This is a genomic window from Mycolicibacterium wolinskyi (genome assembly GCF_002101965.1).
GTDB classification, from domain to species: Bacteria; Actinomycetota; Actinomycetes; order Mycobacteriales; family Mycobacteriaceae; genus Mycobacterium; species Mycobacterium wolinskyi.
Genome location: NZ_LQQA01000030.1, coordinates 553,712 through 572,620 on the forward strand (window position 1 = coordinate 553,712; position 18,909 = coordinate 572,620).

Annotated in this window: 17 protein-coding genes and 1 pseudogene; 14 read left to right on the forward strand and 4 right to left on the reverse strand. The window is 66.4% G+C overall.

Going from position 1 to position 18,909, the window contains the following annotated elements:
* The first annotated feature begins 4 nt into the window (after window positions 1-4).
* Together AWC31_RS26330 and AWC31_RS26335 are read left to right on the forward strand one after the other, a co-directional pair.
* Window positions 5-745 carry an enoyl-CoA hydratase/isomerase family protein gene (locus AWC31_RS26330; RefSeq protein ID WP_085146955.1) on the forward strand — a complete coding sequence of 247 codons (741 nt, stop codon included), beginning with the start codon at window positions 5-7 and terminating at the stop codon, window positions 743-745.
* 6 nt (window positions 746-751) lie between these two features.
* Window positions 752-2,166: pseudogene (locus AWC31_RS26335) on the forward strand (MFS transporter).
* A gap of 69 nt (window positions 2,167-2,235) precedes the next feature.
* On the opposite strand, the gene AWC31_RS26340 reads toward AWC31_RS26335, so the two are convergent.
* Together AWC31_RS26340 and AWC31_RS26345 are read right to left on the reverse strand one after the other, a co-directional pair.
* The gene (locus AWC31_RS26340) at window positions 2,236-2,706 is read right to left on the reverse strand and encodes an MPT63 family protein (protein ID WP_067843232.1); all 471 of its coding nucleotides are present in this window, start codon (window positions 2,704-2,706) and stop codon (window positions 2,236-2,238) included.
* 95 nt (window positions 2,707-2,801) lie between these two features.
* Window positions 2,802-3,602, reverse strand: a complete 801-nt coding sequence (locus AWC31_RS26345) for an SDR family oxidoreductase (protein ID WP_085146957.1) — start codon at window positions 3,600-3,602, stop codon at window positions 2,802-2,804.
* Between the two features lie 172 nt (window positions 3,603-3,774).
* On the opposite strand from AWC31_RS26345, the gene AWC31_RS26350 reads away from it, so the two are divergent.
* The 10 genes from AWC31_RS26350 (at window position 3,775) to AWC31_RS26395 (ending at window position 12,978) form a co-directional block, all read left to right on the forward strand.
* On the forward strand, window positions 3,775-4,593 hold the full coding sequence (locus AWC31_RS26350) for an ABC transporter ATP-binding protein (RefSeq protein ID WP_085146960.1): 819 nt from the start codon (window positions 3,775-3,777) through the stop codon (window positions 4,591-4,593).
* Window positions 4,590-5,348 (forward strand): ABC transporter permease, encoded by a 759-nt coding sequence (locus tag AWC31_RS26355; RefSeq protein ID WP_067843240.1) that lies wholly within the window; start codon window positions 4,590-4,592, stop codon window positions 5,346-5,348. The genes AWC31_RS26350 and AWC31_RS26355 overlap by 4 nt, the downstream gene beginning before the upstream one ends.
* A complete protein-coding gene (locus tag AWC31_RS26360; RefSeq protein WP_157894362.1) occupies window positions 5,345-6,154 on the forward strand; it encodes an ABC transporter permease in 810 nt (269 codons plus the stop codon). Before AWC31_RS26355 ends, AWC31_RS26360 begins: the two co-directional genes overlap by 4 nt.
* 26 nt (window positions 6,155-6,180) lie before the next feature.
* Window positions 6,181-7,233, forward strand: coding sequence for an ABC transporter substrate-binding protein (locus AWC31_RS26365; RefSeq protein WP_085146963.1), 1,053 nt, complete (start codon window positions 6,181-6,183; stop codon window positions 7,231-7,233).
* A gap of 43 nt (window positions 7,234-7,276) precedes the next feature.
* On the forward strand, window positions 7,277-8,647 hold the full coding sequence (allB, locus tag AWC31_RS26370; protein WP_085146964.1) for an allantoinase AllB: 1,371 nt from the start codon (window positions 7,277-7,279) through the stop codon (window positions 8,645-8,647).
* Between the two features lie 5 nt (window positions 8,648-8,652).
* The gene (locus tag AWC31_RS26375) at window positions 8,653-9,519 is read left to right on the forward strand and encodes a hypothetical protein (RefSeq protein WP_133060227.1); all 867 of its coding nucleotides are present in this window, start codon (window positions 8,653-8,655) and stop codon (window positions 9,517-9,519) included.
* On the forward strand, window positions 9,516-10,184 hold the full coding sequence (locus AWC31_RS26380) for a GntR family transcriptional regulator (protein ID WP_067843252.1): 669 nt from the start codon (window positions 9,516-9,518) through the stop codon (window positions 10,182-10,184). The genes AWC31_RS26375 and AWC31_RS26380 overlap by 4 nt, the downstream gene beginning before the upstream one ends.
* A gap of 40 nt (window positions 10,185-10,224) precedes the next feature.
* Entirely contained in the window at window positions 10,225-10,626 is a 402-nt protein-coding gene (locus AWC31_RS26385) for an allophanate hydrolase-related protein (protein WP_067843255.1), read from the forward strand.
* Between the two features lie 107 nt (window positions 10,627-10,733).
* A complete protein-coding gene (locus AWC31_RS26390) occupies window positions 10,734-11,702 on the forward strand; it encodes an acetamidase/formamidase family protein (protein WP_234816999.1) in 969 nt (322 codons plus the stop codon).
* Window positions 11,695-12,978 carry an amidohydrolase family protein gene (locus tag AWC31_RS26395; protein WP_234817000.1) on the forward strand — a complete coding sequence of 428 codons (1,284 nt, stop codon included), beginning with the start codon at window positions 11,695-11,697 and terminating at the stop codon, window positions 12,976-12,978. The genes AWC31_RS26390 and AWC31_RS26395 overlap by 8 nt, the downstream gene beginning before the upstream one ends.
* Here the strand turns inward: AWC31_RS26395 and amaB are convergent.
* Entirely contained in the window at window positions 12,929-14,494 is a 1,566-nt protein-coding gene (amaB, locus tag AWC31_RS26400) for an L-piperidine-6-carboxylate dehydrogenase (RefSeq protein ID WP_085146967.1), read from the reverse strand. The genes AWC31_RS26395 and amaB overlap by 50 nt on opposite strands.
* Before the next feature lie 60 nt (window positions 14,495-14,554).
* Here amaB and AWC31_RS26405 point away from each other — a divergent pair, with 60 nt between their 5' ends.
* Both AWC31_RS26405 and lat read left to right on the forward strand, forming a co-directional pair.
* On the forward strand, window positions 14,555-15,019 hold the full coding sequence (locus AWC31_RS26405; RefSeq protein WP_067843260.1) for an Lrp/AsnC family transcriptional regulator: 465 nt from the start codon (window positions 14,555-14,557) through the stop codon (window positions 15,017-15,019).
* Window positions 15,020-15,071: 52 nt separating this feature from the next.
* Window positions 15,072-16,397, forward strand: coding sequence for an L-lysine 6-transaminase (lat, locus tag AWC31_RS26410; protein ID WP_067843263.1), 1,326 nt, complete (start codon window positions 15,072-15,074; stop codon window positions 16,395-16,397).
* Between the two features lie 111 nt (window positions 16,398-16,508).
* Here lat and AWC31_RS26415 read toward each other — a convergent pair whose 3' ends face one another.
* Complete coding sequence (locus tag AWC31_RS26415) at window positions 16,509-18,677, reverse strand: hypothetical protein (RefSeq protein ID WP_133060228.1); 2,169 nt, start codon at window positions 18,675-18,677, stop codon at window positions 16,509-16,511.
* Window positions 18,678-18,909: the final 232 nt, after the last annotated feature.

The window sequence follows — 18,909 nt, forward strand, 5'->3', positions numbered from 1 at the left end:
CGCCATGTCGGCCGAGAACACCGGAACCGTCGAGGTTCACCGCGAGGACACGGTCGCCGTGGTGACGCTTCGGCGCGAGCGCAAACGTAACGCGCTGTCGACCCACATGGAATCCGAACTGCTACGCGCATTGCGAAGCCCGGAGGTCGAGTCCAGTCGGGCGATCGTGATCACCGGTGGGGACACGGTGTTCTCGGCAGGCGCGGACGTCACCGAGTTACGTGAGATGACCCCGCACGCCATCGCCGATTATTACCGCGGGTCGGGTTCGGTGTACGAGATGTTCGCCGGCCTGCCGCAGCCCACGATCGCGGCCATCACCGGATACTGCCTCGGTGGCGGGCTCGAACTCGCCCTGGCGGCGGATATCCGGATCGCCGACCCCGCAGCGATTTTCGGGTTCCCGGAGATCGGCATCGGTATCCTGCCCTCGTCCGGGGGAGTGACGCGGATGGTGCGGGTGGTCGGTGCGGGCCGTACGCGGGACCTGGTGCTGCGCGGTCGGCGATTCGATGCCGGGCAGGCCGAACTGTGGGGGATCGTCAGCGAGGTCACCGCGCCTGGCGAGCACATCAAGAAGGCCATCGAGATCGCGCGCGAACTCGCCGAACGGCCGCCGCTGGCGCTGCGTATCACCAAGCAGGTTCTCGACGTGAGCCTCGATGCCCCGACTCAGGCTGCCCTGCTGCTGGAGCAGCTCGCCTATGCCGTGCTCAACAACGCCCCCGAGAAAGACGAGGACTGAAGCGATATGAGCTCACTGGATGTAATGGACCTGCCGGCCAGGCGAGGTTTTCACGCCAAGCTGCTGACCGCGTGCTGTGGTGGTCCGTTCCTCGATGGCTACGTGATGAGCATCATCGGCGTCGCAATGCTCGGCGTTACCGCCGAACTCAATCCGTCGACCGCGGAGTCAGGTCTGATCGGCGCGGCGTCGTTGATCGGTATCTTCTTCGGGGCCACGGTCTTCGGATTCCTCACCGATCGCCTCGGTCGCGAGAAGATGTACGCATTGGACCTCGTCGTCCTCGTGGTGGCCTGTGGGCTGTGCGTATTCGTCCAGGCGCCTTGGCAACTCATCGTTCTGCGGTTCGTCATCGGCGCCGCGATCGGCGCGGACTACCCGATCGCCACCTCTCTGCTCACCGAGTTCACGCCGTCGAAGAAGCGTGGCGCGATGATCGGCATGTCGGCCGTGGCGTGGTCGGCGGGTGCGGTGTTCGCCTACATCGTCGGCGCGTTCTTCGTCGGTTTCACCGGTGGCAACGACCACTGGCGGCCGCTGCTGGCCACCAGCGCCGTGCTCGGCGTGATCGTCATCATCATGAGGCGCGGTATTCCCGAGTCACCGCGCTGGCTGCTGCAGCACGGCCGGGTGGCCGACGCCGAGGCCGTCGTCAAGAAGATCTATGGCACTGCAGTCGATTTGAGCTCGGTGGCGGTCGACGATCCGGACGCGAATCCGCTGAAGCCGCGCGCGAACCTCGGGGTGTTCTTCCGCGGCCAGTACATGCGCCGGCTGGTGATGTGCAGTGTCCTGTACCTGGCGGTCGTCACGCCGCTGTACGCCTTGCTGACGTTCCTGCCCGCGATCCTGTCGGGTTTCGCGATCTCGGGTGAGGGACCCATGGGCCTGATCGTCGAGACGGTCATCATCGGGCTCATCGTCGCCGGATCCATTCCCGCGCTGTATCTCGTCGAGCGGTGGGGCCGACGCCCGATCGCGGTGGTCCCGTTGGGACTCATGGTGCTTCCACTCGCCGGGCTGTGGTTGTGGGCCGACGGCCCCTGTGGTTCATCGTCGCAGCGTTCTGCGTGTACACGTTCATCTCTGGCGGGCCGAGCATCCTGGTGTGGATCTATCCGAACGAGTTGTTCCCCACGGAGTTTCGCGCCACGGCCGTCGGGATCGCCACCGCGGTCAGCCGTTTCGGCGCGGCCACCGGCACCTATCTCCTGCCGCTGAGCATATCGTCGTTGGGCACCGGCACCACGATGCTGTTCGGTGCGGTGCTGACCGCGGTCGCGTTCGTCGTCTGCTTCTTCATGTCCCCGGAGACCAAAGGTAAGTCGCTGGAGGAGGTTTCCGAGCTGCCGAGCGCCGCGGCGACTGCGGTGAGTCCCACCGCGCCCGGACCGGACGGCGCGATGGCGCGCCGCGGCTGAACGAAGCCGGCACCGCACGAGTGTCCCCGCCGAGGGCGATCGACCGGCGGGGACACCGTGTTGTGTCGTCTACTTCCAGATCAGCAGATCCTGTGCGCCGTTGTTGAACACCACGGTGTCCGGGGCCGGTCCGACGACGTCGAAGTACACCTCGCCGGTGGTCGCATTGCCCTGGGGCAGTGGCGTGGGATTCACCCCGTTCGCGGTCGGCGCGGTGAAGATCGCACGATAGTTCTGCCCGTTCGCGGCTCGGGCATTGAAGTCCGACACGACCGGGGTCGCGGTGCCCTGCACCGCCGTTGCGGTGGCCGTGGCCTCCCATAGCTGCCCGGAGACCGGGTGCGGAATCTGATCGTCGCTCGGCCGCAGATCGCTGACCGTCCAGCCGGTCACGGTGGCGCCGGTGACGTCCGGCAGGTTCTGCTGCATGCCGAAACTGCGCACAGTGGTGTAAGCCGATGCCGGCGACGCACTGAACACCGCTGCGGCCGTGGTGGCGAGCACTGCTGAAGTCATTGCCGCCGTCTTGCTGAACTTCATGGTTTCTCCAATCGTTCGGGCGGCGGCCGCCCTGTTCGCGGGCGGTCACCTTCGGTTTATCGCCCTTTTGCAGCGCTACCCGATCCGTCCGCGGGCTAACCCTCTCGCAGAGATCGCTGGTAGCGGCGCATGCCGGCGATCCACCGGTCGTAATCAGAGCCCTTGTGGCGATACATGTCGAGGACCTGGGGGTGGGGGAGCACCAAGAACCGCTCCGAACGCACTGCTTCGACGGTCGCCGTGGCAACGTCCTGCGGGCTGATGACCAACCCGGATTGCACGATCGATTCGGCGCCGACAAGCGCATCGGGTTCGTCCGCATTGCGCACGGCATGCAGTAGCGGGGTGTCCACGCCGAGCGGGCATACACAGCTGACGCCGATGCCGTCGTCGCCGTAGGTGATCGCCAGCCACTCGGCGAACCCGACCGCCGCATGTTTGGTGACGGCATAGCCGGCCGCACCGATCTGTGACAGCAGCCCGGCCGCCGAAGCGATCGATACGAAGTAGCCCCGGCCTCTCGAGCGCCACTGTGGGACAAGTACTTCGGCGGCCCGGATGTGCGCACGCAGATTGACGCCCAGGATGCGGTCCCAGTCGGTATCGGTGCCGAGCCCGCTCGCGCCGATGATCCCGGCGTTGGCGACGTATATGTCGGTAGGCCCGAACGCGTTGTCGGCCAACGCCTCGATATCGGCCGGGTCGGAAGCATCCGCGCGCAGCGCGACCGCCGAGCCGCCGGCCGCGGAAATTCGCGATGCGGTCTCGTTCGCGCCCGCGTCATCCACGTCACCGATGACCACGCGTGCGCCGCCCGCGGCGAAGGCCTCGGCGAGTGCCCGACCGATCCCCGAGCCTGCGCCGGTGATGACGACAACGCGCTGTTCGATATCCATGCACTGTGCCTACCGAATCTCGGCGACGAGTGCGCGAGGACACGCGATACCGACGCCGAGGGACTTGTAACCCGACTGTGTCCGGGGTTCATCACGCGGAAACAAACCGTCCCTAAGTTATGGATCCAAGTTTGGATCCGAATGCGATGGCCTTCCGATCAGAGGAGAACACATGGTCGCCCCGACGGCACCCGGAATTCACATAGCCGGGCTGACGAAGCAGTTCAAGGTGGGCCGGTCGCAGATCACCGCACTGGACGGCGTCGACATCCACTCCGAGCAGGGTGAGTTCGTCACGCTTCTCGGACCGTCCGGATGCGGCAAGAGCACCGTGCTCCGGATCCTCGCCGGCCTGGAGGTCCAGAACGAGGGCACCGCGCTGGTGCACGGCGAAACTCCGCAGGAGATGCGGCGACACCATCATCTCGGCATTGCGTTCCAGGATTCGGCGCTGCTGCCGTGGCGTTCGGTTCGGTCCAACGTCCGGCTGCCGTTGGAGGTGTCCAAGCAGGCGGTCTCCGACGAATTCGTGCAAGAACTCATCGACCTGGTGGGGCTGACGGGGTTCGAGTCGGCTCGCCCCGCCCAACTGTCGGGCGGCATGCGTCAGCGCGTGTCCATTGCCCGCGCCCTCGTGGTCAAACCGCGTGTGCTGCTGCTCGACGAGCCGTTCGGGGCGCTCGACGACATGACGCGCCAGATGCTGAACATCGAACTGCTCAGAATCTGGACCGAGCGTCCGGCGACGACGTTGATGGTCACCCACGGCATCGCCGAGGCGGTGTTCCTTTCCGACACCGTCGTGGTGATGAGCGCCCGGCCCGGCCGGGTGGTGAAGTCGGTGCAGATCGACCTGCCCCGCCCGCGCCTTCCGGAAATGATGCGCACCAGCGAGTTTCACGAGTATGTCGACCTGCTGTCGTCCATCCTGTTCGGCACGCGAGCCGACGAGTCGCAGGTGCGGGTACCCGTCCACAGTGGGCAACGATGAGACGCGGGCGCCTCGCGGGACTCGTCGGCTCACTTCTCGTGCTGATCACCTGGCAACTGATCGGGATGACCGGAATCCTCGGCCCCGCAATCGCATCGCCGACCGAGATCCTGGCAGGAGTGATGTCTGACGGGCCTGGGTTCTACGGCATCCACGTACCGGTCACACTCGCGTCGGCATCAGTTGGCTACTTCTGGGGCAACCTCGCCGCGATCGGTTGTGCCGCACTCGTGACCACGATTCCCGCGTTGGAGAAGCTGGTGCTGCAAGCCGGGATCGCCTCGGCATGCATACCGCTGATCGCGATCGCGCCCATCCTCGCCGCCTGCTTCGACGGCATGGTCACCTCGGCGATCATGGCGGCCGTCTCGGTCTTCTTCACCACACTCGTCGGCAGCATCAACGGCCTGCGCCAAGCGGATTCGCTCAGCAAAGACCTCGTACGAGCCTATGGTGGCGGCAAGTATCTGGTGCTGCGCAAGGTCGAGCTGCTCTCGGCGCTGCCCAACATCCTGACCGCGCTCAAGGTGGCGGTCCCCGCCGCGATCCTGGGCGCCATCATCGGCGAGTTCATGGGGCAGGAACGCGGGCTGGGCGCCGCGCTCGTCGTCGCCCAGTCCTCCAGCGATGTCGTCCGAACGTGGGGCATCACGCTGGTGTCGAGTCTCATTGCCGGCGTGGCCTTCGCGGTCGTCAACATCATCGAGAAATTCGCCACCCCATGGGCGGCAGCGGTGGCGGGAGGAAAGGCATGACGACAACCCTGCAAACCCGCACCCCGGCCATGCGCAGTGCGGCGCGCAGCTTGATCACCACATTCGGTGCGGTGGTGACGATCCTCGTGGTCTGGACCCTGTTCATCGGCGTCGTCGACGTCAGCTCCTACGTCGCGAAATCACCCGCCGACGTGTGGACCTACCTGGTTTCCGGAGCTGACGCCGCAGCCAACCGAGCCGACATCGCCGCACACCTCGTACGGACCCTCGTCGATGCCTCATACGGGTTCGTCCTCGGACTCGCCCTGGCAGCAGGTGTTTCACTGCTGTTTTACTTCTCCAGGACCGTCGAGAACATGTTCCTGCCCACCGTCACCGCGCTGCACGCCATCCCGATGGTGACGGTCGCGCCCATCCTGGTGCTGATCTTCGACCGCGGAGTGGTCGGCACGGCGGTCATCGGCGCTGCCATCGTGGTGGTGCCCGCACTGCTCACGATGCTGCACGGCATCCGCAGCACTCCGAGAACCGATGTCGAGATGGTCGTGGCATACGGCGGCTCCACGCTGACGGCATTCTGGAAAGTCGCCCTGCCCCACGCGATTCCCACGTGGTTCGCCGCCGCCCGCGTCGCGGTCACCACCTCGGTGGTCGGCGCACTGCTGGCCGAGTGGCTGGCCACCGGACAGGGACTGGGTGGCCAGATGCTGCGCGACGCCAACGAATTCGAGTTCGCGCGGCTGTGGTCCTCGGTCGTGGTCCTGACCATCACGTGCATCGTCATCTACCAGATCGTCAGCGTCATCGAAGCCGCTGTCACCGCCCGCATGAGCGCTCCCCGCTGAGTACAACCCACCTGAACGGACATTCCATGAGCAAGCATCTCGATCGCCGGCAGTTCATCACCAGAGGACTGGCATTCGGCGGTCTCGCACTGACCGGTCCGGCCGTCCTGTCCGCCTGCGTATCAGGTGAATCCAGCGGTGCTGCCGACGGATTCGGCGTGGCGTCCCAGCGCTTGGCGTGGATCAAGAACACCCAGTTCGCCGGCAGTTACATCGCCGACAAGAAGGGGTACTACCGCGACGCCGGCTTCAGCGGAGCCGAGCTCGTTTCCGGCGGTCCGACCGCTCCGCCGATCGAGTCCGACGTACTGTCGCGCACGTTCGCCGGAGTGTCGCAGGTACCGATCGTCGGCTCGGCGGTCGCGAAGGGGGCGCCGCTCAAGATCGTCGGAGCGGTGTACAGCCGTTACGCCGGCTGCATCATGACCATGGCCGACAAGCCCGTCAACACGCCCGAGGACCTGTACGGCAAGACGATCGGCTGCGCATCGTCGAGCGAGCCCGTGTGGCGCAACTTTCTCGCCGCGCTCAAGCTCGACGAATCCAAGATCAACACCGTTCCGGTGCAGGGCGATCCGATCGGTATGACGGTCGGGGAGATCGACGGATACCTGGGATTCATCAACAGCCAGGTGGTCGACCTGCGGCACAAGGGTTTCGACATCAACACGATGCTGCTGGCCGACGTCGGATTCCCGCTCGTCGGGCAGACCTATATCACGACCCAGGACAACATCGACAACAACCGCGACAAGCTCAAGGCGTTTCTGCACGCCGAGATCCGCGGCTGGCGCGAGGTGCTCGGCGACCCGCAGATGGCCACCGATCTGACCGTCGACGAGTACGGCAAGGATCTGCACCTCAATCCCGCCGCCACCTACGACTGCTGTCTTGCCGGCAACGACCTGATCCGTAACGGCCAAGCGTCGCAACAACTCGTGGCGATCTCGGACGAGACCGCGGCCGCCAACATCGAGGCGATCGCCGCCGGCGGCCTCAACCTCTCGGCGGGTGACTTGTTCGAACTCGGTCCGATCCGAGAGGTCTACGAAGAGAACCCGGACCTCGCGCTGACCTGACGCGGGTACCGAAACGGCCGCTCCCACAACCAGAAAGGTTCACATGACCGCTCCGATCACTTCCGATCTCGTCGTCACCGGGGGAACAGTGGTGTCGCACGACGGCCGCCGCCGGCAGGACATCGCCGTGTCAGACGGGCGCGTCGTCGCGGTTGGCGACGATCTCACGACCGAAGGAGTGCGGACGGTCGACGCCTCCGGTCTGCTGGTTCTGCCCGGACTCGTCGATGTCCACGTGCACCTGCGTGAGCCGGGCATGACGGAGAAAGAGGACTTCGCGAGCGGTACGTCGGCCGCGGCGGCGGGCGGCGTGACAACGGTCGTCGACATGCCCAACACCAAGCCGCCCGTCGCGACGGCCGAACGCTACCAGGACAAGTTGGATCTGGTGAAGAACAAGGCGTACGTGGATTTCGGGCTCTACGGCATGCTCGATCACGACAACGCCGACGAGATCGGCGCCATGGCAGAACTCGGCGCCATGGGGTTCAAACTGTTCATGGGGCAGACCACCGGTGACAACCGCTGCCCCAACGACGCCGCGATCTTCCGCGGCCTGGAAGCGGCGGCCGACGCGGATCTGGTCGTGGGTGTGCATGCCGAGAACGACCACCTGCTCCGGATGTTCGGTGACCGGCTACAGGCGCAGGGCCGCCGGGACCCACGCGCCCACCTGGAGGGCAGGCCGGCATTCGTCGAGGTCGAGGCCATCACCCGGATCATCACCATGGCCACCGAGGCCAAGACCAAGCTGCACATCCACCATCTGTCCACCGCCGCCGGCCTGGGGCGCGTGGTCGATCTGCGGGCGCAGGGCCACCGGGTGACGGTCGAAACGCTGGTCTCTCATCTTTTCCTCGATGAGAGTGCTTACGACGCGTACGGGAACCTCATCAAACTCAATCCGCCGATCCGGCCTGCCGCGGACGTCGCCGCGCTGTGGGCGGGCATCGAACGGGGTGACGTCGATGTCATCGCCACCGACCACGCCCCGCACACCGCTGCCGAGCAAGCCGAGACCGACGTGTGGAAGGCCTACGGCGGTTTCATCGGCGTGGAGACGATGCTCCCGCTCATGCTCACGGCCGCTGCGCAGGGCAGGCTGACCGTCGAGGACATCGTTCGGCTGTGTTCGTACACCCCTGCCAAGCGGTGGTCGATGGCCGGAAAGGGACAATTGGCACCGGGTTTCGACGCCGATTTCGTCCTGGTGGACCCGGAGGCGGAGGTGGTTCTCGACCAGCGCGACCTGCATTCCAAACACAACATCACCCCCTACGACGGATGGGAGCTCACGGGAAGCGTGGTGGCGACCTACCTGCGTGGGGGTTTGGTCTACGAGAAGGGGACCGTGGTCGGTGAGCCGACCGGCCGCCAGGTCAGACCGCAGAGCGCATCGGCAGGCGTCAGATGACCAACATGACACTCTTGGGGGCCGACGGCGCAGCGACGATGCGTGCGGCCGTCGGGCAATGCATCGACGAGGTCGCAGTCGTCACAGCAGAATCCGCCCCATCCGGACCGGCGGTGATCGCCGGCATCGGTACGACTGCCGCGCATGCCCTCAAAGGTAAGCTGTTGCACGACGCACTGGCCGCCCAGCACGTCGAACTCGCCGACACGCTGCATTTCGACAGTCCCGCCGAGCTTTTCGCCGATTCGCGATGGACCCTGGCGCTCGTTCTCAGCCCATGGAAGCAGGATGTCGTCCCGTACCTGCAGGCATTGGTACCGTCGGCCGCGCACACCGGTGTGGTCGACACCATCGTCCGGGGCCCGGCCGGACTGGTCGGCGTCAACACCAACAGCTGGGCCGCACAATCGGCCATGGAGACGTTGATGGGCGGCCGTAACCCCGCTTCGGTGCTCGTGCTGGGATCCGGCGGCTCGTCGAACTCGGTGGCGCTCGCGTGCCGACGGGCCTGGCCCGGTGGGCGGTTGGTCGGGTCGGCACGCAACGCGCAGGCCGTGGCTGCCTGGGCCCAGCGGTTCGACGCCGAGCATGTCCGCCCCACGGAGCTCGGAGATGCGTTCGCGGCAGAACCGCCGTCGCTGCTCGTCAACACCACGACGTGGGGTGAGACCGACGCATCCGAGGACACGCCGTTCGTGTTCGACTTCGGCCCGTTGACCTCACCCGGCAACCAGTTCTTCGACCTGAACAACCGCGTCAGCGCCTTGCAGACATCGGCGCTGCAAGCGGGTATGAACGTCATGTCGGGCACTTTCATGCAGCGCGCGACCAACGCCTGCCGCGCAGCACTGTCGAAAGCGAGGATGACATGAGCCCATTGGACAGTGCGGCGACCATCACGACGCCGACCGGCGAGCCGTTGAGCGTCCGCGAACGCGTGTACCGCTATCTGCGTCAACAGATCACCACCGGTGAGTACGGCGGCGGCATCAGGCTCACCGAAGAGGAGATCGCCGAAGACCTCGGGGTGAGCCGCACGCCCATACGCGAAGCGCTGCAACGCCTCACCAGCGAGGGCCTCGTCGAGCGGGTTCGGCGCGGTCAGCTCATCGTGGTCGAAGTCGACGCCACGGCACGCGCCGAGCTGCACGAGCTGAGGGTGGCCTTCGACCAGGTCGCCGCGAAGCTCATCACGGCCAAAAGCGCTGAGGTCGACTGGGACTCGTTGTACGGCATGCTCACCCCGCTCGAAGCCGCGTTACACGAGTACGGCGTGAGCAGCCCACAGTACGCGATGGCACATCTGGAGTTCCACATGGCCATCAACCGTGCCGCGTTCTGTCCGATCACGTCGTCGTTCCTCGAGCGTCAGGCCTTCCTGTACCCGACCGACGACTACGTCCAGCAATCCGGCCACGAGCCGATCTCTCAGCACCGCACGCTGCTCGACGATCTCGCAGGCGGCGATCTTGAGCGTGCCGCCACCGCGATGCGCGTGCACGCGCTCCGCGGTCATGGCAACACGACGCTGTCCTGACTGCTGAGTTGACCTTTTCGCTACGACACGGAGTTCTTTCATGTCCCATGACACTGTCCTGATGTTCGTCAACGGCCAGGCGATGAGCGGTGGCCCACTCAATGACGCGTTGGCATCAGCGCGCTTCGTCGGCCCGGTGCGAACCGCCCCGGGATACCGGTTCTTCTCGTTCGGCGACGTGTTCCCTGGGCTTGCGCCCGTGCGCGACGGCGGTTGGTCGGTGCCAGGTGAGGTCTACGAAGTCACGTACGCCGAGCTGCGCGACAAGCTGCTGCCGCGCGAACCCGCCGAACTCGAGCTGTCGGTGATAGAACTCGAAGACGGCCGCGGGGCGCTCAGCATGGTGTGCCGGTCGTATCCCGGCAGCGGTGGCCAGGCACGCGAGATCACCGCGCCCGGCGGCTGGCGTGAGCACCTCGGCGAGCCAGCCGGGTCCCGGTGACGCGGGTTCTGCAAGCCGGGCGGGACCACCGATCCGCCGGCCACTATCTGCGGTGTACCCCCGAAAACGTCTGCTGGGGAACACTTCCCACGCCGGATACGGCTCGAGTGCTCGCCGTCGATAGCGGCGCGACCGTCACCTTCGACACGGTGTCACAGGAAGGACTGATGGAGGATCAGGGCCGCGACCCGGTGACCTACTTCGGCAGGCACGGAGTCGAGCGCGCCGACGTGCTTGACGATGCCGTCGAACTGGCGGCATCGGATCTCCGCAAACCCGAACCGCCCAAGGCGCCGCACATTGTCCTCGGGCCGGTCGATGTCCGCGGCGCAGAACCGGGTGACTGGCTGCGGGTCGACTTCCTGGACCTGCGGCCGCGAGTGCCGTACGGGGTCGTCTCGAGCAGGCACCAGCGGGGCGCCTTGCCCGACCGGTTGCCGCGCGACTTCGACGGCAGCAGTCCCGCGGTGTTCAGCAAGTTCTGCCGCCTCGACGACAGCGGCACCCGGGCGGTATTCGAATTCTGCGGTGGCCGAGCCACAATCGCCGTTCGTCCGTTCATGGGACTGTGCGGGGTCACGCCTGCCGGTTCGGAACCGCTCAGCACCATTCCGCCCGGCCCGTTCGGCGGAAACATGGATGTGCGCGAAATCGTCTCGGGCAGCTCGCTGTATCTGCCCGTGCAGGTTCCCGGCGCCGGGTTCTACCTCGGCGACCCGCATTTCGCCCAGGGCAACGGCGAGATCGCGCTGACCGCGCTGGAAGGCTCACTGCGGGTGACGGCACGGCTCACCGTCGTCAAGACGGTCAGTCCGGCGCGGGCACGCATGCCGTTCGTCGAAACCGACGACCACTGGATCATCCTCGGGATGAACGAGAGCCTCGATGAGGCGATGCGCCAGTGCGCCGGGCTGTCGGTCGACTTCTTGTCCGCGCAGATGGGCATGACACCGAGTGAGGCGTATCTCTATCTCAGTGCCGCAGGCGATTTTTCGGTGACCCAGGTGGTCGACATCGTCAAAGGCGTGCACTGCTCTATCCGCAAGAGCGACTTCCGCGAGGAGTGCCGTGCCTGAATCAATGCCGATGATCGCCCACGGGCGGGCCGTACCGACGTTGCACAATGCGACGCTGCCGGACGGGCGGATCGTCGACGTACACCTCGACGGTGGGCGCGTGCGTGACGTCGTCCCCGCGGCGGGCCTGCCACCGGTCGGAGATGGACTCGACCTCGCGGGGCATCTGCTGCTCACCGCACCGGCCGAACCGCACGCGCATCTGGACAAGGCGTTGTCATTCGACGAGATACGGCCACCCATGGGGAATCTCGACGCAGCGATCGCCGCGTGGGAGAACCACACCCCAACCTTGACGGTCGAGGGCATCGCCGAGCGGGCCCGTCGCGCGGCCATGCTGTTGCTCGGTAACGGAACCACCGCGGTGCGCACTCACGTCAACCTGCTGCGCGGTGATGACCCACTGCGCGGGATCCGTGCGCTGGTGGCGGTGCGGGAAGAACTCGCCGACCTCGTCGACATCCAGATAGTCGCCATGGCACCGTATTTCGCGAGCGACGAGGCCATACACGCGGCGCTGGATCTCGGTGCGGAATTCGTCGGCGGCCATCCTCACCAGACTCTCGATCCGAGCGGAAACCTGCGGCGGCTGTTGGCGATCGCACAAGCCCGGAAAGTCGGCGTGGACATGCACACCGACGAGCAACTCAACCCCATGATGCTGACGTTGGAAGAACTCGCCCACTTGGTGCGGCACTGGCCGGGGTCGATGCCGGTCACCGCCGGACACTGTGTCAGCCTCGGCGTTGTCGAACGCGATGTGCTCGACCGGGTGATCGGCGCCGTAAAGGCAAGCGGCATCGGGATCGTGAGCCTGCCGATCACCAATCTGTATCTGCAGGGGTGGGGCGATCCGGTCGCCACGCCCCGCGGACTGACCGCACTACGGGCGCTGTTGGACGCCGGGGTGCGGGTGGCCGGTGGTGCCGACAACGTGCGCGACCCCTACAACCCGCTCGGGCGCAGCGACGCGCTGGAAACCGCCATGCTGATGGTGACGGCGGGTCATCTGTCGGTCGGCGAGGCATACCGTGCCGTCAGCGACGGTGCCCGCGACGTCATGGGCTTGCCGGTGGCCGGTGTACGGCGTGGGGCCTCGGCGGAGCTCATGGCCATCCGGGCGTCGAGCTTGGAGGAGGCGGTCGCCGCCGCGCCCCACGATCGCGTTGTGCTTCGCCGCGGAAGGCTGGTGTCGGTGAGCCGCACCAGCCGATCCGTCGCGGTGCCTACCCGAAGTGAACGCCCTGAGCCAGCGGCAGTTCCGATGAGTAGTTGACGGTATTGGTGGCGCGGCGCATGTAGGCCTTCCACGCGTCCGAGCCCGACTCGCGGCCGCCGCCGGTGTGCTTCTCACCGCCGAACGCCCCGCCGATCTCGGCGCCCGACGTGCCGATGTTGACGTTGGCGATGCCACAGTCGGACCCGTCCGCGGCCATGAACCGCTCGGCTTCGCGCACGTCGGTCGTGAAGATCGCCGACGAAAGTCCTTGCGGCACCTCATTGTTCAAGGCAATCGCCTCATCGAGGTCGTCGTAGGTGAGGACATAGAGGATCGGGGCGAACGTCTCGGTGTGTACCACGGCGGTCTGAGCTGGCATCACCACCACCGCGGGCGCGACATAGAACGACGTGTCACCGGACTCGCCGGAGAACATGCGGCGTTCCCCACCGAAGACCTTCCCGCCGTCCGCGCGCGCCTGCTCGAGCGCACCGACCATGTCGCGATAGGCGCGTTCGTGGATGAGCGGGCCGACGAGCGTGCCCTCGGCGCCCGGCGCACCGATCGGCAGGCTCTGATAGGCCGACACGATCCGCTGCACCAGTTCGTCGGCCACCGAGGAATGTGCGATCAACCGGCGCAGGGTCGTGCAACGCTGGCCCGCGGTGCCCGCGGCCGAGAACACGATCGCGCGTACCGCCAGGTCGAGATCGGCCGACGGCGTCACGATCGCCGCGTTGTTCCCGCCCAGCTCCAACAGGGCCTTGCCGAATCGCGCGGCCACCCGCGGGCCGACCTGCTGGCCCATCCGGACCGAGCCGGTCGCGCTGACCAGCGCGACCCGCGGATCGTCGACAAGCCGTTCGCCGATGTCGCGCCCGCCCTGCACGAGCCTGCTCACCGCCGCGGGTGCACCCACATCGGCAGCCGCGCGCTCGATCAGCGCCTGACAGGCGATCGCCGTCAAGGGGGTCAGCTCGGAGGGCTTCCACACCACGGTGTCGCCGCACACCAACGCGACCGCGGTGTTCCACGACCACACCGCGACCGGGAAGTTGAACGCGGTGATCACGCCGACGACGCCAAGCGGATGCCAGGTCTCCATCAGGCGGTGGCCGGGGCGCTCGGAGGCGATCGTGCGCCCGTACAGCTGCCGGGAGAGGCCGACGGCGAATTCGCAGATGTCGATCATCTCCTGTACCTCGCCGAGGGCCTCGGAGGTGATCTTGCCCGCCTCGATCGTCACGAGCGTCGCAAGATCGGACTTGTGCTCGACGAGCAGCTCGCCCAGCCGCGCCACCACGGCGCCGCGCACCGGGGCGGGAGTGGTGCGCCACACCGAAAAAGCCTGGGCGGCTTCGGCAATCGCGGCGTCAGCCTGTTCGGCGGTGTCTTCGGGAACCGTGAACAACACCTCACCGGTGATCGGCGTGCTGGCGGGCAGGCCGGCCTCGCCGGGTGCACCCAACGCGACATTCGCGCCGATCGAGTCGAATGCTTGCCGTGCCTGCGCACGCAGGTCGTCGGCGGTGGGGAGCATGGTCTGCTCGGTCGTCGAATCTGGTCGTGTCATATCGCGCCTCTCTGGTCGGCAGCCCCGGGATGGAGAAATCGAACGGCTACAGTGCGGGCCATGGGTGAACCGGACGAACAGCCGCTGGACGGGATCGACCGGATCCTGGTTCGTGAACTCGTGGCCGACGGCCGCGCAACGTTGGCGCACCTCGCGTCGGTCGCAGGCCTGTCGGTGTCGGCGGTGCAGGCGCGGGTACGCCGGCTGGAATCGCGTGGCGTGGTGACCGGGTATGCCGCACGGCTCAACCCGGAAGCACTGGGCAGCATGCTGTCGGCGTTCGTGGCCATCACCCCTCTCGATCCTTCTCAACCCGATGATGCGCCTGCGCGGCTGGAGCACATCCCCGAAATCGAATCGTGCCACTCGGTGGCCGGCGAGGAGAGCTACATCTTGCAGGTCCGGGTCGCTTCCGCGCGGGCCCTGGAGGACCTGCTGCAACGCATCAGGACCGCCGCCAATGTCCGCACGCGAAGCACCGTCATCTTGCAGACATTTTACACAGGCAGAGACTACATTCCGTAATCGTTACGGTTGTCAAGCGTAATGACCGTAAAAAATGCGATAAAGTGGTGCCATGACCGCAGTGCTGACATCGCAATCCCTCACGCCCGACCACGTGCGCGAGGTGCTGGCCCGCAGCATCCTGGCCGACGGTTTCGATTTCGTGCTCGATCTGGACCGCTCGTCGGGCTCGCATCTGGTCGACGCGCGCACCGGTGAGCGCTTCCTGGACATGTTCACGTTCTTCGCGTCGTCGGCGCTGGGGATGAACCACCCGGCGCTCGCCGACGACCGTGACTTCATGGCCGAACTGGCGCAGGCCGCGGTGAACAAGCCGAGTAACTCCGACATCTACAGCGTCCCGATGGCGCGGTTCGTCGCCACATTCCGCCGGGTACTCGGAGATCCAGCGCTTCCGCATCTGTTCTTCGTCGACGGAGGTGCGCTTGCGGTGGAGAACGCCCTCAAGGTGGCGTTCGACTGGAAGAGCCGGCTCAACGAGGCCCGCGGCGTGGATCCCGCGTTGGGCACCAAGGTGTTACACCTGCGCGGCGCCTTCCACGGTCGCAGCGGCTACACCCTGTCGCTCACCAACACCGACCCGGTCAAAGTGGCCCGCTTCCCGAAGTTCGACTGGCCGCGCATCGACGCTCCCTACATTCGGCCCGGCGCGAACATGGCCGAGATCGAAGCCGAATCGCTGCGTCAGGCGAGAGCGGCGTTCGAGGCCAACGCCCATGACATCGCGTGCTTCATCGCCGAGCCGATCCAGGGCGAAGGCGGCGATCGGCACTTCCGTCCGGAGTTCTTCGCGGCGATGCGCGACCTGTGCGACGAATTCGACGCGTTGCTGATCTTCGACGAGGTGCAGACGGGTTGCGGGATCACCGGAACCGCTTGGGCTTACCAGCAATTGGGCGTCACCCCCGACGTCGTGTCATTCGGGAAGAAGACGCAGGTGTGCGGCGTGATGGCCGGACGGCGCGTCGACGAGGTCGCCGACAACGTGTTCACCGTCAGCTCACGGATCAACTCGACCTGGGGCGGCAACCTGGTCGACATGGTTCGGTCTCGGCGCATCCTCGAGGTGATCGAGTCCGACGGACTGCTGGGCAACGCCGCCGCGATGGGCGACCACCTGCTCGCTCAATTACGGCTGTTGGCAACAGAATTCCCGCACGCGGTGCTCGACCCGCGGGGCCGCGGACTGATGTGTGCCTTCAGTATGCCCGCCGCCGCCGACCGCGACGAACTCATCCGCCGACTTTGGGATCGCCACGTCATCATGCTGCCCAGCGGCTCGAATTCGGTGCGGTTCCGGCCGGCGCTCACCGTGACGCGCGACGAGATCGACGCTTGCATCGGCGCTGTGCGGAACGTACTGACGACGCTGACTTAACCTGCACCGCAGCGTCAAATGGTCGGCCCCGCTTCCCGAATACGGGAAGCGGGGCCGCCTTCCCCCACTGAGCGTGGCTACCGGGTCACCGCCGGTCGCCAGCCATTGGTTTTACTTGTCGCCCGAATCCGACTTCGAGCTCTTCGAATCCGACTTCGAGTCGGAGCCCTTCGAGCTGCTCTTGGAGCTCTTGGATTCGGAAGCTCCGGAGGACGCCTTCGAATCGGACTTGGTGTCGGAACCGGTCGAGCCGCTGCCGGAGTCCTTGCTGCCGGAATCCTTGGTGTCGGTGTCCGAAGAGGGCTTCGACGGCTTCGCCGGCTTGGTCGACTCGCTGTCGTCGGCGTCGCGATCCTTCGGCGAGAAGACGTTCTTGACCGCGTCGGCGACGCCGTCGATGGTCTTCTTGAGCTCTTCGGCCGGCTTCACGACGGCCTTGACCGGCTTGGTCTCCGCTGCGGGCGCAGTCTCGACCGTTTCCTCTGGCGCGGCCACGGTCTCCTCGGCGGTCTTGTCGGTGACCGACACCTTGACCAGGGACGCATCAGCGTCGGGCAACGACGCCGGTCCGGAATCCGACTTGCCTGCCTTGGCCGCTGCGGCCAAAGACGCGGTGGTCGAGTCGGTTTCGGTCTCCTCCTGCGGCGGCGCGACGATGTCGAGGATCGTCCCGCCGACCGTCTCGACGACCTGCTTGAAGACGTCGATGCTGGCGTTGACCAGGGTCACGGCGGTGGCCGCGGCCAGGGTCAGCCCGCTCTTGAAGGCGTCGAGCGTGCCGCCGGTGGCCGTCCACACCGCGAGTGCGATCGACCGGAACGCCTGCTGGAGATCGGTGGTCGTGGGCAGGGACGCCGTCGCCGAATCGGTCTCGGGCGTGGTCTCCACCGCGGCCACCGGGGTGACGCTGCCGGACTCGGTACCGGTACCCGTCTCGTCCGGTTCCTGCTCGACCGGCGGCGCGACGATGTCGAGGATCGTCCCGCCGACGGTGTCGACGACCTGCTTGAAGACGTCGATCGTGGCGTTGACCAGGGTGACGGCGGTGGCCGCGGCCAGGGTCAGCCCGCTCTTGAAGGCGTCGAGTGTGCCGCCGGTCGCGGTCCACAGTGCCAGCGCGACCGCCCGGAACGCTTGCTGCGCACCGGAAATCAGACCGGTCGACGCGACGGAGGCGTCCGCCGGGTCTGGCGCAGGCGGGGCGATGATGTCGAGGATGGTCCCGCCGACCACGTCGACCGACTGCTTGAACACATCGATACCGCCGTTGACGAGCGAAACCGCGGTCGCCGTCGCGAGGGACAGCCCGCTCTTGAAAGCGTCAAGCGTGCCGCCGGTGGCCGTCCACAGTGCCAGTGCGACCGCCCGGAAGGCTTGCTGCGCACCGGAAACCACGCCACCCGCGGTGGTCGCGGCCGGGGGAGCGATGATGTTGAGGATCGTCCCGCCGACGAGATCGACGGCCTGCTTGAAGGTGTCGATCGTGCCGTTGACGAGGGTGAGCCCGGTGGCGGTCGCGAGGACGAGGCCGCTCTTGAAGGCGTCGAGGCTGCCCGCGACGGCCGTCCATGTCGCCAGCGAGATTGCGCGGAACGCCTGCTGCGCGTCCGAAGGCGACGGCAGCAGAGCCGTTGCGGCCGAAGCCTCCTGCGGCGGCGCGATGATGTCGAGGATGGTCCCGCCGACGAGGCTGAACGCCTGCTTGAAGGTATCGACGCCGGCGTTGACCAGCGTGACCGCCGTGGTCGCCGCGAGGATCAGCCCGCTCTTGAACGCGTCGAGGGTGCCGCCGGTGGCGGTCCACAATGCCAGGGCCACGTCACGGAACGCCTGCTGGGCGCCGGTGAACAGCCCGCTGCCCGCGACCTGCTCGGGCGCGATGACATCGAGGATCGTCCCGCCGACCAGATCGAAGGCCTGCTTGAAGGTGTCGATGCCGCCATTGACCAGGGTCACGCCGGCAGCGGTGGACACCACCAGCCCGCTCTTGAACGCGTCGAGGGTGCCGCCGGTGGCGGTCCACAGCGCCAGCGCCAGTTCACGGAACGCTTGCTGGGCGTTGGTCGCGGCCGCCCCGGGCACGGCTGCCAAAGCGGCGGTCGGCGCATTCTGCAGTGTCGCCGCGAACAACTGATTGGTGGTCGGCGAACTGAACGCGGCCGGTGTCACCGCGGCGACCTTGATGTCCGGCGGCGGCGGAGCGATCGGGCTCGCGATGATCGCACCGGCAGCCAGCATCGCGATTCCCGCTGTGGCGTATGGGCGGACAGCTAAGTGCATTGCATTCCCCTCTAGACGAATTAAAGAACCCCCGAATGCGGCAAACAGTACCTGAGAAGAACCTTAGGGCCCAACTTATTAAGAAAAAATCTCGGAGAAGCTTTGTGTTAACCGATGCTCCTCTTCTGATTACCTGGGTTGTCGCTTTGCCATTAATGCCGACGTGCGCCACGCATACGAAATTGGCAAATGCACGGAAAGATTGCTGAAACTCATGCGGGGCGGCGGCGGA